This window comes from Reyranella aquatilis (genome assembly GCF_020880995.1).
In the GTDB taxonomy this organism is placed as follows: domain Bacteria; phylum Pseudomonadota; class Alphaproteobacteria; order Reyranellales; family Reyranellaceae; genus Reyranella; species Reyranella aquatilis.
The window spans coordinates 1-14,828 of sequence record NZ_JAJISD010000017.1; the positions used below are offsets into that span (position 1 = coordinate 1).

At 67.0% G+C, this 14,828-nt stretch carries 10 protein-coding genes; 8 read left to right on the forward strand and 2 right to left on the reverse strand.

Annotation, left to right across the window (positions count from 1 at the left end; genetic code table 11):
* Positions 1–56 precede the first annotated feature (56 nt).
* Positions 57–1,748 carry an FAD-dependent oxidoreductase gene (locus tag LJ725_RS27120; protein ID WP_230554088.1) on the reverse strand — a complete coding sequence of 564 codons (1,692 nt, stop codon included), beginning with the start codon at positions 1,746–1,748 and terminating at the stop codon, positions 57–59.
* Positions 1,745–2,989, reverse strand: a complete 1,245-nt coding sequence (locus LJ725_RS27125) for a cyclic nucleotide-gated ion channel (protein WP_230554089.1) — start codon at positions 2,987–2,989, stop codon at positions 1,745–1,747. The genes LJ725_RS27120 and LJ725_RS27125 overlap by 4 nt, the downstream gene beginning before the upstream one ends.
* 57 nt (positions 2,990–3,046) lie before the next feature.
* On the opposite strand from LJ725_RS27125, the gene LJ725_RS27130 reads away from it, so the two are divergent.
* From LJ725_RS27130 to LJ725_RS27165, 8 genes are read left to right on the forward strand one after another with little or no spacing between them, the layout of a single operon-like run.
* The gene (locus LJ725_RS27130) at positions 3,047–5,125 is read left to right on the forward strand and encodes a hydantoinase/oxoprolinase family protein (protein WP_230554090.1); all 2,079 of its coding nucleotides are present in this window, start codon (positions 3,047–3,049) and stop codon (positions 5,123–5,125) included.
* 10 nt (positions 5,126–5,135) lie between these two features.
* On the forward strand, positions 5,136–6,809 hold the full coding sequence (locus LJ725_RS27135; protein ID WP_230554091.1) for a hydantoinase B/oxoprolinase family protein: 1,674 nt from the start codon (positions 5,136–5,138) through the stop codon (positions 6,807–6,809).
* 53 nt (positions 6,810–6,862) lie between these two features.
* Positions 6,863–7,876 carry a TRAP transporter substrate-binding protein gene (locus tag LJ725_RS27140; protein ID WP_230554092.1) on the forward strand — a complete coding sequence of 338 codons (1,014 nt, stop codon included), beginning with the start codon at positions 6,863–6,865 and terminating at the stop codon, positions 7,874–7,876.
* Complete coding sequence (locus tag LJ725_RS27145) at positions 7,873–8,457, forward strand: TRAP transporter small permease subunit (protein ID WP_230554093.1); 585 nt, start codon at positions 7,873–7,875, stop codon at positions 8,455–8,457. The genes LJ725_RS27140 and LJ725_RS27145 overlap by 4 nt, the downstream gene beginning before the upstream one ends.
* Before the next feature lie 33 nt (positions 8,458–8,490).
* On the forward strand, positions 8,491–9,795 hold the full coding sequence (locus LJ725_RS27150; RefSeq protein WP_230554094.1) for a TRAP transporter large permease: 1,305 nt from the start codon (positions 8,491–8,493) through the stop codon (positions 9,793–9,795).
* 30 nt (positions 9,796–9,825) lie between these two features.
* Positions 9,826–11,190, forward strand: coding sequence for a glutamine synthetase family protein (locus LJ725_RS27155; protein WP_230554095.1), 1,365 nt, complete (start codon positions 9,826–9,828; stop codon positions 11,188–11,190).
* On the forward strand, positions 11,190–12,362 hold the full coding sequence (locus LJ725_RS27160; protein WP_230554096.1) for an iron-containing alcohol dehydrogenase: 1,173 nt from the start codon (positions 11,190–11,192) through the stop codon (positions 12,360–12,362). Before LJ725_RS27155 ends, LJ725_RS27160 begins: the two co-directional genes overlap by 1 nt.
* A complete protein-coding gene (locus LJ725_RS27165; protein ID WP_268990897.1) occupies positions 12,362–14,824 on the forward strand; it encodes a GcvT family protein in 2,463 nt (820 codons plus the stop codon). Before LJ725_RS27160 ends, LJ725_RS27165 begins: the two co-directional genes overlap by 1 nt.
* Positions 14,825–14,828: the final 4 nt, after the last annotated feature.

Below are 14,828 nucleotides of genomic sequence, written 5' to 3' on the forward strand. Positions count from 1 at the left end.
GAGGATAACGGGCGTTATGAGCGACATTGCGACAGCTTTCGTTGCCTGAGGGGCGCCTAGCGGGCGGCTTCTGCGGCCGCGTGCCGGGCCGCGATATAGCCGAAGGTGAGGGCGGGGCCAATGGTGATACCGGCGCCCGGATAGGTGCCGCCCATGACGCTGGTCATGTCGTTTCCGGCGGCATACAGGCCCCGGATGGGGGTACCCTGGCTGTCGAGCACCCGCGCATGGCCATCGACCCGCAGGCCGAGGAACGTCCCGATGTCGCCGGGGATCAGCTTCATGGCGTAGAAGGGGCCCCGTTCGAGCGGGGCCAGGCAGGGATTGGGCCCATGCGTCGGATCGCCGTTGAACCGGTGATAGGCGTCGGTTCCCTTGCCGAAATCGGGATCCTCCCCGCGGGCGGCGTTGGCATTGAAGTGCCGCACGGTGTTTTGCAGCTCTTGTGAATCGACACCGATCTTGCCGGCCAGCTCGCCCCAGCTCTCTGCACTCAGCAGGTAGCCGCTCCGCAGGTGAGGGCCGAGGGGCAGCGGCGCGGGGCCGATGGCGCCCATGCCGTAGCGGCGGATGGCCCGGTGGTCGCAGAGCAGCCAGCAACTGGTCTCGTTCCGGCCGCGGCAGGCTTCGACCATGGCCGGGACGAAGTCGTGATACGAGGCCGATTCGTTGGCAAAACGCCGGCCGCCCGGATCCACGGCGATATAGCCGGGCTTGCCGCGTTCGTAGAAGTGCGGGAACGGCAGGGTCCGGCCGTCGGGCTGCGGCACCAGCGAGACCGGTACCCAGGCGGCGGGGTAGGCCACGTCCTCGGCCAGCGCGCCGCCGGCCGACTGGCCGAGCCGGATGCCGTCGCCGCGGTTGCCCGGCGGCGGCGCCGAGCGATGCGCATGGCCGTCCCGGACGTGGCCGTAGTAGCGGCTCTTCAGTTCGTCGTCGGCCGGGAAGCCGCCGCAGGCCAGCACCACGCCGCGGCGCGCGCGGATCTCCTGCGGCTTGCCCTCGCGCCGCACGACCGCGCCGGTGACGATGCCGTCGCTCTGTAAAAGCTCGACGACCGGACTGTCGAGCCACAGCTCGATGCCCCGTTCCTCGGCGGAGAGGGCGAGGGCCGCGATCAGCCCGTTGCCATTGGTGAGGCGCGTGCCGCGATCGTGGTTCAACCGGTCGACCGCATAACGCGCCGTCATGCCGGCGACGTGCAACGCCGACCGCGCCGAGCGCGTCATCTTGAAGACATGAGGCAGGTCGTTGCGGCCAAGCATCATCCCGCCGAACGCCATCATCGTGCGCAAGGGCGCGCGCAACTGGCCGAACCGCTTGCCCAGCCGGCGTCCGTCGAAGGGCAGCGGCAGCAGCGAGCGGCCCCCCTGTGCGGCGCCCGGCTTGGTCGGATGATAGTCCGCCCAGATCGGCACGGCCTCGTAACGCACGTGCGTGTTGTTCTCGATGAACTCGACCGCAGGATTGCAGTTGTCGAGGAACGCATTGGCCAGTTCGAGGTTCAGGCGGTTGCCGGCCTCGTGCTGGAGATAGGTGAGGGCGTCCTCCTTGGAGTCGGCGATGCCCAGCGCGCGACCGTGCCGATTGCCGGGAATCCATATGACACCCGCCGAGTAGGCCGTCGTCCCACCGAACAGCTTCTCCTTCTCGACCATCAGAACGTCGAGGCCGGCATGGGAGGCCGTGAGAGCCGCGGAGAATCCGGCGGCCCCCGAGCCGACGACCAGGAGGTCGGTTTCGATCATGGCGTGGCCCCTCCGGGCGGCGAGCTTGCGGACTGCCGCCCCATGTTCTCGTCGCGCCGGCGCCGCGCCTCGTTCTCGACCGCCTCGGCCAGGGCCGGAATGTGCGAGGCGATCTCGTAGAAGTCGCTGGCATAGAGGACCAGCAGGGTCGTGGGGGCAGTCGTGGCGATCGAGGCGGCGCGCGGCTGGCGATTGAGGAGCGACATCTCGCCGAAGAAGGCGCCCTCGCCCAGGCGCACGGTCCCGCCGGTCGGCAGGCGGACCTCCACCTCGCCACTGGAGATGAAGAACATCGAATCGCCGGGATCGCCGCGCCGCAGCACCGTGACGCGGGCCGGGTAGTAGCGCGTGCGCAGCTTGCCCACGATTTCCGAGAGCGTGACGACGCCCAGCGACGTGAATATCGGCACGCGCGAGACCTGGTCCCAGACGCGGAGATATTCCCGCCGCCGCTCTTCCTGGGCGAAACCGGTGGCAAGCACACCGGTCATCAGCGCCAGCACCGCGATGCCGCTGATCATCAGCAGGGAGCCGATGATCCGGCCGGCGGGCGTGAGCGGCACCACGTCGCCATAGCCGGTCGTCGTCAGGGTGACCACCGACCACCACATGGCGTTGGGCAGGCTGCCGAACTGCTGCGGCTGACCCGCGCGTTCCGCGATGTGCGCGCCGGTCGCGGCCGACATCAACAGGATCGCGAACACGATGAGCACGCTGGCGATGGGCGCACGCTCATTGGAGATCACGCGCGCCAGCGTGCCGAAAGCGGGCGCATGCAGGCCGAGCTTCAGGATCCAAAGAATGCAGAAGATCGAGGCGGCATCGGCGCCGACGATGCTGTATCCGCCGGCCAGCATGACCGCGGGCATGACGGCCAGCAGGCCGATCAGTCCGGGGATACTTCCCGCCCATCGCAGCCGTGCCATGGTGGGCGACATGTCCGCGAACTGTGCCCACTCCGGGGCTACCCACAACCGCGCCAGATACTCGATGAGAAAGAACGCCGTCACGCCCCAGATCGCGCCGCGCAGCACGAAGCGGTGGGGGGTAAGCATGTCGTCGATCGACAGCAGGATCACGGCGAGCAGGCCGATGCCAAGGATGGTCAGGTGCGCCGTCCGCCAGCGGCGCGAGCCGGGCGTTGGGTCGTTGGGGCGCAGGAGATCGAATACCTGCGCGCGGAGCGTCTTCTCGGCTGCCGTCACGTGAGGACCATAGTCGGGCTGGCCTGCGAATTGCAACGCGGGGACGCCCGGTCTACCGTCCCGGCTTTCCTGGACAAAGAGGTTCGCAGCAAGGTGGTCAGCGATTTGCGCATTGCCGTCGATATCGGCGGCACGTTCACGGACGTGGTGTTGGAAGAGGGAAGCCGTCGGATTACACGCAAGCTGCTGACGACGCCGCAGCGCCCCGAGGAGGCGGTCCTCGAGGGCATGCGTCTCATTCTCCGGGATGCGGGCAAGGGTTTTGCCGACGTGACCGTGTTCGTCCACGGCACTACCCTGGCCACCAATGCCGTCATCGAGCGCCGCGGCGCGCGGACTGCCTTGATCGCGACCGAGGGCTTTCGCGACGTTCTCGATATCGCCAACGAGAGCCGCTACGACCAGTACGACCTTTCGATCGAGAAGCCCAAGCCTCTGGTGCCGCGCGCCCTGCGCTTCACCATCCCTGAACGCATGGATGTCCACGGAAAGGTCCGGTTGGCTCTCGACGAAGGGGCGGTGCAGGCGCTTGCCGGGAGGCTCAAGGCCGACGGCATCGAGAGCGTCGCCGTGTCCTTCATGCACTCCTACGTGAATCCTACGCACGAGCGGCGGGTGCGCGAGATCCTGAAGGCCGAGTTGCCCGATCTCTGGGTGACCTTGTCGAGCGAAGTCTGTCCCGAGGTTCGCGAATACGAGCGTACCTCCACGGCCGTCGCGAATGCCTACGTCCAGCCGCTTATGGACTCCTATCTCGCGCGCATGCAGGCGGCGCTGGCCGTCGAGAAGTTCGGCGGCACGATCTATCTCGTGACCTCGGGCGGCGGTCTCACCGCCATCGAGACGGCGCGGCGTTTTCCGGTACGACTGGTCGAGTCTGGCCCGGCCGGAGGCGCGATTTTTGCTGCAGGAGTGGCGGCGCGCGCCGGCGAGAAGCGCGCGCTCTCCTATGACATGGGGGGCACCACGGCGAAGATCTGCCTGATCGACGACTACCAGCCGCATACGGCGCGGCTGTTCGAGGTCGACCGCGCGGCGCGCTTCCTGAAGGGCTCCGGCCTGCCGGTGCGCATCCCCGTGATCGAGATGGTCGAGATCGGCGCGGGCGGCGGGTCGATCGCCCGGCTGGATGCTCTGAAGCGTGTCACGGTCGGGCCCGAGAGCGCAGGCGCCGAGCCCGGCCCGGCCTGCTACGGACGCGGCGGCCGGCATCCCGCCGTGACCGACGCCAACGTCGTGCTGGGCACGATCGACCCCGCGCACTTCGCGGGCGGGTCGATCGCGCTCGACATCGATGCGGCGCGCGGCGCCATCGAGCGCGACGTGGCCGAGGGCATCGGACTCTCCACCGAGATGGGTGCCTATGCCGTCTACGAGATGGTGTCTGAGAACATGGCGAGTGCAGCGCGTGTGCACGCGGTCGAGCGCGGCTCCGTCGTCAACCAGTACACGCTGATCGCCTTCGGCGGCGGCGCGCCCCTCCATGCCGCGCGGGTGGCCGAGAAGATCGGCGTCCAGCGCGTGATCGTGCCGCCCAATGCCGGCGTGGGTTCGGCGGTGGGCTTCCTGGCCGCACCCGTCTCGTTCGAACTGGTGCGCAGCCGCTACATGCGCCTCGACGCATTCGACGCGGCGGCGGCCAGCCAGCTGCTCGACGAGATGAGCCGGGAGGCGACGGCGCTGGTGGCGCCGGGCGCCCGCGGCCTGCCGACCTTCGAGCGCCGGGTCGCCTTCATGCGCTATGTCGGCCAGGGCCACGAGATCATGGTGACCCTGCCGCAGCGCCCGCTGACCGCGGGCGATACCGACGCCCTGCGCGAGGCCTACGAGCGCGACTACGGCGTGCTGTTCGAGCGCCATATCCCCAACGCAGCCATCGAGATACTGAGTTGGTCGGTCCAGGTCTCGACGGAGGCCAAGCAGCCTGAAATGCAGGGCAAGGCGGGAAGCGCCCCGGCGCCGCAGCCGGTCGGCCGGCGTCCCGTGTTCGACGGCCGCAGCGGCAAGACCGCCGACGTGCCGGTCTACCGGCGCGAAAAGCTGCCGCCCGGCAGCGTCTTCGCCGGCCCGGCGATCGTGGCCGAGGACGAGACTTCGACCTACATCTCTGCCAGTTTTGCCGCGCACATCGATGCGTCCGGCTGTATCGTCATGGACCGCAAGGACGCGTGAGGAGCAACCCATGAGCCAGTCCAACAGCGTCGGCCTGATCGACCTCCAGATCATGTGGAACCGGCTGATCGCCGTGGTCGAGGAGCAGGCGCAGACCCTGATGCGCACTGCCTTCAGCCCGATCGTGCGCGAATGCGGCGACCTGTCCGCCGGCGTCTTCGACCTGCACGGCCGCATGCTGGCCCAGGCCGTTACCGGCACGCCCGGCCATGTGAACTCGATGGCCGAATCGGTGAAGCACTTCCTGCGCTATTTCCCGGTCGAGACGATGAAGCCGGGCGACGCCTACATCACCAACGACCCGTGGATGGGTACCGGCCATCTCAACGACTTCGTCATCACCACGCCGTGCTTCCGCAACGGCAATCTGGTGGCGCTGTTCTCCTGCACCAGCCATCTCATGGACATCGGCGGCATCGGCTTCGGTCCCGACGCGACGGACGTGTTCATGGAGGGGCTCTACATCCCCATGCTCAAGCTGTTCGACCAGGGCAAGGCCAACGAGACGCTGATGGCGATGATCCGCGCCAATACGCGCCAGCCGGTCGACACGGAAGGCGACGTCTACTCCCTCGCCGCCTGCAACGACGTCGGCGCCCGACGCCTCGTCGAAATGATGGACGAGTTCGGCATCGACACGCTCGACGAACTGGGAGACCACGTCATCGCCCGCTCGCGCGAGGCGGTGCTGGCCGAGATCGCCAAGCTGCCCAAGGGCACCTGGCACAACAGCATGACGGTCGACGGGTACGACGAGCCGGTGACGCTGAAGGCGGCGCTCACCATTTCCGACACGGGCATCCATGTCGATTTCACCGGCACCACCGGCGTCTCGCGTCGCGGCATCAATGTGCCGCATGCCTACACGACAGCCTACACGGTATTCGGCCTGGGCTGTGTGGTCTCCACCCATATCCCGAACAATGCCGGATCGCTTGAGCCGCTCACTGTGTCGGCGCCGGAGGGCTGCATCCTGAATGCGCCCAAGCCGACGGCGGTCGCCTCGCGCCACGTGATCGGCCAGATGCTGCCCGACGTGACCTTCGGCTGCCTGCGTCAGGTCGTGCCGGAGCGTGTGCCGGCTGAAGGTACCTCCTGCCTGTGGAACATCAACGTGCGTGGCCGCGTGAAGGGCGGCGAGGGCGGCAACTACGGCTTCGGCATGGCCATCACTTCCAACGGCGGCACCGGTGCCCGCCCGGACAAGGACGGGCTGTCGGCCACCGCCTATCCGAGCGGTGTGCGTGGCACGCCGGTCGAGATCGCCGAGACGCAGACGCCGCTGATCTTCTGGCGCAAGGAATTCCGTCCCGACTCGGGCGGTGCCGGCCGCACCCGCGGCGGACTCGGCCAGATCATGGAAATCGAAAGCGGCATCGACGAGCCGTTCGACCTGCTCGCCGCCTTCGACCGCATCGACTATCCGGCGCGCGGCCGCGATGGCGGCGGCGACGGCGAGGCGGGCGTCGTGGCGCTCAAGTCCGGCCAGCCGCTGAAGGGCAAGGGCTTCCAGCTGATCCCGCCCGGCGAGCGGCTGATGGTGCTTACGCCGGGTGGCGCCGGAATCGGGGCGCCGCGGGATCGCGATCGCACGCAGGTCGCCAACGACCTGGCCGACGGCCTGATCACGCCGGAAACGGCCGAGAAGGTCTATGAGTTCAAGCCATCGCAGGCCGCGGAGTAGGCCGGAGGCTGGATACGGGGAAAACTGTCAACGTTAAGACAATGGGGGCTGAGATGAAGCTGGGACGCAGGAATGCCTTGAAGGCGGGTATGGGTGTCGGTGCGATGGCGATGGTCGGCGCGCCGGCCGTGGTGATGGGCCAGGCGCCCCTCAAGCTGCCGCTGGCGACGGTCTGGCCGGACGGCAACTTCCACACGGTCAACGTCAAGCGCTTTGCCGAGGAGGTGAAGAAGGAGACCAACGGCGCCGTCGACATCGACGTCAAGGCGGGCGGGCAGCTCGGCTTCAAGGGCCCTGAGCAGATGCGCGCCGTGCGCGACGGGCTCGTGCCGATGGCCGACATTCTCAACATCCAGCAGATCGGCGACGAGCCGATCTTCGGCGTCGAAGGGATCCCCTTCATCTCGAACAACATCGAAGAGCTGAAGGTGCTTCACAAGTACATCCGGCCCGAGTTCGAGAAGGTGCTGCAGAAGAACAACCAGACGATGCTCTACACGGTGCCGTGGCCCACGCAGTACCTGCATCTCAAGGTCAAGGCGGAATCGCTCGACGCGCTCAAGGGCATCAAGATCCGCGTGCCCGACAAGAACGCCCAGGAGATGTGCAGCGCCATCGGCATGGCGCCGGCGCTGATCCCGTGGGGTGAGACCATCGCGGCGCTGTCGTCCGGTGCGGTTTCCGGCGTGTCGACCTCGTCGGTGTCGGCCGTCGACGGCAAGTTCTGGGAGTTCCTGAAGTTCTTCCATCAGACCAATCATGCCTGGTCGTCGGAGATCGTCACGATCAACAACGACACCTGGAAGAAGATCTCGCCGGCCAACCAGAAGATCATCGTCGACCTGGCGAAGAAGCTGGAGCCCGAGTTCTGGCAGTCCTCTCTGCAGGCCGACAAGGACAGCAATGCCAAACTGATCGCGGGCGGCATGCAGCTCGTGATCCCGTCGGCGGCGATGACGGCCGAGCTGCAGAAGAAGACGGCGCCGATGATCGCCGAGTTCTACAAGCGCGTTCCGGCGGCGGAAAAGCCGATCAAGGCCTATCTCGCCGAGATGAAGCGCGGGTGAGCGGCCACGGTCCCAATCCCAACGCGGGCGCGCCGCAGCCGCTGCGCGCCTTCCTCGACGGGATCGACATGCTGGGCCGTCTTGACGGCTGGCTGGGCGCTGCCTGCCTGGTGGCGCTCACCTGCCTGATGCTCGGAGAAGTGCTGCTGCGTGCGCTGTCGGATATCTTTCCGTGGGTGCCGTCGGATATTCCGGTCGCCTGGGAATACAGCTCCTACCTGATGGCCGCGGCGTTCACCTTCGGCGCCGCCATGACGCTGCGGGCAGGCGGCCATATCCGCGTCACGCTGGTCGTGGCGCGGGTGTCGCCGCAGGTGCGGCGCTGGCTCGAGACGGTGCTGGCCGCGCTGGGCGTCGCCTTCTCGGGTTATCTCGCTGTGGCGATGGTGAACTTCACGTGGCGCAGCTTCACCTCGGACCAGGTGTCGATTTCCAGCGCCACGCCGCTCTGGATTCCGCAGGCCCTCGTGACCTTCGGCATTTGTCTTCTGGTGATGCAGTTCGTCGCGCGCTTCTTCCAGGCCCTGTTCGGGCTGCCGCTCGAGGACGTGAACATGCGAGCTGGCTCGGTCGCCGAATGATCGTCGAATGGCCTGGGGCGTGAGTTAGCTGCGATGCTCGAAATCGTCATTACAATGTTCGTCGTGCTGTTCGCCTTCCTGGCGGGTGGCCTGTGGATCGGCTGGACACTCGCCGTAACCGGCACCGTCCTTCTGGCGGTCTTCCGCGACATCCCGCTCGACAAGCTGCTGGCGCAGTACACCTGGAACATCCTCACGACGCAGGAACTGCTGGCCCTGCCGCTGTTCATCATCATGGGCGAGATCCTGTTCCGGACACGCCTGTCGCAAACGCTGTTTCGCGGCCTCTCGCCGTGGGCCGCGTTGCTGCCGGGACGGCTGCTGCACGTAAACGTCATCGGCTGCACCATTTTCGCCGCGATCTCGGGCTCTTCCGCCGCGACGACCCAGGTCGTGGGCCGCATCTCGCTATCGGAGCTCCTGAAGCGCGGCTATTCGAAGGACGTGGCCGTGGGCTCGCTGGCGGGCGCCGGCACGCTCGGCTTCCTGATCCCGCCCTCCAACATCATGATCATCTACGGTGTGCTGGGAGACGTCTCGATCGCCAAGCTCTTCACCGCGGGCTTCATTCCGGGCTTCCTGCTGGCCGGCTGCTTCATGGGCTGGATCATGCTGCATACGGCGCTGAAGCCCGAGCTGATCCCGGCGAACGAGCGCAAGGTGCGTGTCGCGACCGCCGCCGAATTCCTGACCTCGATCCGCGAGCTGGGACCGGCGGTGTTCCTGATCCTGTGCGTGCTCGGCTCCATGTACGGTGGGCTGGCTACGCCCTCGGAGGCCGCGGCCGTCGGTGTCCTGGGGGCGCTCGCGGTGGCGGGAGTCCAGCGAGAACTGTCGAAGGCGGCCCTCAAGGCAATTGCCGTCGGCTCGGTGCAGACCTGTGCCATGATCGCGCTGATCGTTCTGGGCGCCTCGATCCTCGGCAGCGCCGCGGCCTTCCTCGGTATCCCGGCGGCGGTCGCGGAGTTCGTGAAGAGCCTCGGCCTGTCGTCGTTCATGCTGATCGTCGCGCTGATCATCTTCTACCTGATCCTCGGCTGCTTCCTCGACGGGTTCAGCATGATCGTGATGACCTTGCCGATCGTCATGCCGATCGTGAAGGCGGCCGGCTTCGATCCGATCTGGTTTGGCGTCTTCCTGGTGCTGGTCGTGGAAATGGCGCAGATCACGCCGCCGGTCGGCTTCAACCTCTTCGTGATCCAGGGCCTTACGGAAGACGGGCTCGGATACATCGCGCGCGTGACCTTGCCCTATCTCGCGATCATGGTGCTGTTCACCATGGTCATCGCGATATTTCCCGACATTGCCCTCTGGCTTCCGCGCTACCTCAGCAGCTAGTCTGCCCCTAGGGGCAACGAGGGGAACTGAATGGAACCGCGGCAGGTCAGGACGGCGGCCGATGCGCTGAAGATCGTCAAACAGCGTGGCCTCACCCACGTGAAAGTGGGCGTCCACGACATCGACGGTATCCTTCGCGGCAAATACATCCACGTCGACAAGTTCCGGTCCGCGCTCGAGGGGGGCTTCGGCTTCTGCGACGTGGTGCTGGGCTGGGACATGAACGACCAGCTCTACGACAACGTCACCTACACGGGTTGGCACTCGGGATATCCCGACGCCACCGTCCGCATCCTGCCGGAAACCTGCCGCGAGATCGCGACAGAGCCGGGCAACCTCATGTTCCTCTGCGAGTTCGCCGACAAGGCCGAGGAGATCTGCCCGCGCGGAACGCTGCGCCGGGTCCTGGCGCGGGCGAAGAAGCTCGGCTTCGAGGTCAAGGTCGGCTTCGAGTACGAGTTCTTCGTGTTTGCCGAGACGCCCGAGTCGATTCGCGAGAAGGGCTATCGCAATCTCAAGCCGATCTCGCCCGGCTTCTTCGGTTATTCGATGCTCCGCAACTCGGTCCTGTCAGACTGGTACCGCGACCTGCTCGCGATGTGCGAGGCGATGGACATGGGCATCGAGGGCCTGCACACGGAAACCGGCGCGGGCGTGCTGGAGGCTGCGCTGCGGGTCGACGACGCGCTGGCGGCGACCGACAAGGCGGCGCTGTTCAAGATCTTCACCAAGGTGCTCGCGCAGAAGCGCGGCTGGCTTGCCACCTTCATGGCCAAGTGGTCGAAGGACTGGCCGGGCTGCGGCGGTCACATGCACATGTCGCTGTGGAAGGGCGGCAAACCCGTCTTCTTCGACGAGAAGGCGCCGCATCGCATGAGCAAGACCATGCGCCAGTTCGTCGGTGGCCAGGCCGCCCTGATGCCCGAACTGCTGGGCATGGTCGCCTCGAATGTGAATTCCTATCGCCGCCTGATCCCGGGCTTCTGGGCGCCGACCGCCTCGACCTGGGGCGTCGAGAACCGCACCACGTCGCTGCGGGTCATTCCGGGCTCGGCCAAGTCGACGCGGGTCGAGTATCGCGTGGCCGCCGCCGACGCCAATCCCTACCTCGCAATCGCTGCCGCCATCGGCTCGGGCCTCTGGGGCATCGAGAACGATATCGATCCCGGCGAGCCGGTCACCGGCAATTCCTACGAGAAGAAGCATCCGGCGAAGTTGCAGTTACCCCGGACGCTGATGGAGGCGGCAGGGCGGCTCAAGGCCTCGAAGCCCGCCCGCGATCTCTTCGGTGACGCTTTCGTCGATCATTATTCCGCAACGCGCGAATGGGAAGAACGGGAGTTCCGCAAGGCCATCACGGACTGGGAACTCGACCGCTACATGGAAATCATCTGATGCCTCCCGCAACGCCTCTGGTCGGCAACTGGAACTTCCCGACCTCCATCCGTTTCGGCGCAGGCCGGATTCGCGAACTTCCCGACGCGTGCAGGGCCGTGGGGCTGAAGCGGCCGCTGCTGGTCACGGATCCGGGCCTCGCGAAGCTTCCCATGATCGCCGAGGCGACCCTCGCGCTGCGCAAGGCCGGGATCGAGGTCGCGGTGTTCAGCGACGTGAAGCCCAATCCGGTGGCCGCGAACGTCGACGCCGGCGTGCGCGTGTTGCGCGCGGGCAAGCATGACGGGGTCATCGCCTGGGGCGGCGGCTCGGGCATCGATGCCGGCAAGGCTGTCGCCTTCATGGCGGGGCAGACGCGGCCGCTCTGGGATTTCGAGGACATCGGCGACTGGTACACGCGGGCCAATCCGGCCGGCATCTATCCGTCGATCGCGGTGCCGACGACGGCCGGCACGGGCTCGGAAACCGGCCGGGCCTCGGTGATCACCAATGCCGAGACGCATACCAAGAAGGTGATCTTCCATCCGAAGATGATGCCGCAACTGGTCATCGCCGATCCCGAGTTGACGGTGGGCCTGCCTGCGAAGCTCACCGCCGGCACCGGCATGGATGCGTTCATCCATTGCTTCGAGGCCTATTGTGCGCCGGGGTACCATCCCTACGCCGAAGGCATTGCCGTCGAGGGCATGCGACTTGTGAAGGAGAACCTCGCGCGGGCGGTCAGGGACGGCCGTGACATCGAGGCCCGCGGGCACATGCTGGCGGCCTCCCAGATGGGCTCGACGGCCTTCCAGAAGGGATTGGGTGCCATCCATTCGCTGTCGCATCCGGTGGGGGCGGTGCTCGACACGCATCACGGACTGACCAACGCCGTGGCCATGCCCTACGTGGTGCACTTCAATCGTGCCGCCATCGAGGAGAAGATCGTGCGCCTCGCGCGCTGGCTCGACCTGCGCACGCCCACCTTCGATGGCTTCATGCAGTGGACGCTCGACCTGCGTCGTGAGGTCGGCATCCCCCATACGCTGGCCGAGCTTGGCGTGAAGACCGAGCATCTCGACCGTTTCGCGGAGATGGCGGCGGTCGATCCCACGGCTGGCGGCAATCCCGTCAAGGCGGGCGTGCCGGAAATGCGCCGCATGTACGAGGCGGCGGTCGCCGGGAGGCTGTGATGGCTGGATTTCCCACCCAGGCCCGCGTCGTCATCATCGGCGGCGGCATCATGGGCTGCTCGACCGCCTATCATCTGGCGAAGCACGGCTGGAAGGACGTCGTCCTGCTCGAGCAGGGGCGCCTGAGCGGCGGCACGACGTGGCATGCGGCGGGCCTCGTGGGCCAGCTGCGCAGCTATCAGAACCTGACGCGGCTCATCCGCTACAGCACCGAGCTCTATTCGAAGCTCGAGGCCGAGACAGGTCTCGCCACCGGCTGGAAACAGTGCGGCTCGCTCACCGTGGCGCGCACCGAGGAGCGCATGACGCTGCTGCGCCGGTCCGCCGCGATGGCGAACGCGCAGGGTGTCGTCTGCGAGCCGCTGACGCCCGCCCAGGCCGGCGACAAGTATCCGATCATGCGCACCGACGATCTGGTGGGCGCGGTTTGGCTGCCGGGCGACGGCAAGGCCAATCCGGCCGACATCACCCAGGCGCTGGCCAAGGGCGCGCGCAACGGCGGCGTCCGCATCTTCGAGAAGACGAGGGTCGTCTCGGTCGATACCGAGGATGGACCTTCCGGGCCGCGCGTCACCGGCGTGCAGACGACCGAGGGACCGATCAAGGCCGAGATCGTCGTCAACTGCGGTGGCCAGTGGGCGCGCCAGCTCGGGCGCATGGTCGGCGTGACGGTGCCGCTCTATTCCTGCGAGCACATGTATATCGTCACGGAGAAGATGGAGAACGTGCCGCGCGACCTGCCGGTCATGCGCGATCCCGACGGCTACATCTACTTCAAGGAGGAAGTGGGTGGCCTGCTGATGGGCGGCTTCGAACCCGAGGCCAAGCCCTGGAACAAGGACGTCATTCCCGACGATTTCGAATTCGGCATGCTGCCGGACGACTGGGACCAGTTCCAGATCCTGATGGACAACGCGCTGATCCGCGTGCCGTCGCTGGAGAAGACCGGCATCAAGACGTTCATGAACGGGCCGGAGAGCTTCACGCCCGACCTGAACTACATCCTGGGCGAGGCGCCGCAGCTGCGCGGTTTCTATGTCGGCGCCGGGTTCAATTCGATGGGCATCGCCAGCTCCGGCGGCGCCGGCATGGCGCTGGCCGAATGGATCGTCGCCGGCGAGCCGACCATGGATCTCTGGCCGGTCGATATCAGGCGCTTCGCGGGCTTCCATGGCAACGATTCGTGGCTGCGGAGCCGCGTCGCCGAGACGCTCGGCCTGCACTACAAGATGCCGTGGCCGCAGCGCGAGCAGGAGAGCGGCCGGCCGTTCCGCCGCTCGCCGCTCTACGACCGTCTCAAGGCGCGCGGCGCGTGGTTCGGCAACAAGATGGGCTGGGAGCGGCCCAACTGGTTCGCGGGCGCCGGAAAGACGCCCGAGATGCAGTACGGTTGGGGCCGCGGCGGGTGGTTCGACGCGGTCGCAGCGGAGCATCGCGCCACGCGCGAAGGCGTCACGGTCACCGACGAGACCTCTTTCGGCAAGCTGCTGGTGCAGGGGCGTGACGCAGAGGCCGTGCTGCAGCGACTTTGTGCCAACGACGTCGCCGTGCCCGTCGGACGCACGGTCTATACCGGCGTGCTGAACGAACGCGGTACGTTCGAAAGCGACCTCACCATCGCGCGGTTGGCCCGCGACAAGTTCCTGGTCATCACCGGCTCGGCCCAGCCGATGCGCGACATGGACTGGCTGGGCCGCCACATGCCGGCCGACGCCAATGCGGTACTGACCGACGTGACGTCGGGCTGGACGGTCCTGTCCATCATGGGACCACGAAGCCGCGAGTTGCTGCAAAAGGTGAGCAAGGCCGACCTCTCGAACGAGGGCTTTCCCTTCGCGACCATCCGGGAGATCGGCGTCGGCTACGCCACGGTGCTGGCCTCGCGCCGTACATACATGGGCGAGCTGGGCTGGGAGCTCTATGTCCCCGTCGAGTTCACCGTCACGGTCTTCGAGACGCTGCACGAGGCGGGTGCCGAGTTCGGTCTGCGCGATGCCGGTTACTATGCCGTCGAGACGCTGCGGCTGGAGAAGGGCTACCGCGCCTGGGGCCGCGAGCTGACCCCCGACGACACGCCGTTCCAGGCGGGCCTCGGCTGGGCCGTCAAGCTCGACAAGCCGGGTGGCTTCATCGGCCAGACGGCGCTTCTCGAAGCCAAGGGCAAGCCCCTCGTGAGACGGCTCGTTTCCGTGGTGCTGGAGGATCGCGAGCCGCTCCTGTGGGGCGGCGAGGCCCTGCTGCGCGACGGCAAGCCGGTGGGCGATCTCACTTCGGCCGGTTACGGCCATACACTCGGCGCTTCGGTCGGACTCGGTTACGTGAAGCGTGGCGATGGCGCGGCGATCGATGCGGCCTGGCTCGAGGGTGGCCGGTTCGAGGTCGACCTGGCCGGGACGAGGCTTGCGGCGAAGGTGTCGCTGCGGGCGCCGTACGATCCGGGGGGTGCGCGCATCAAGCTCTAGGTGC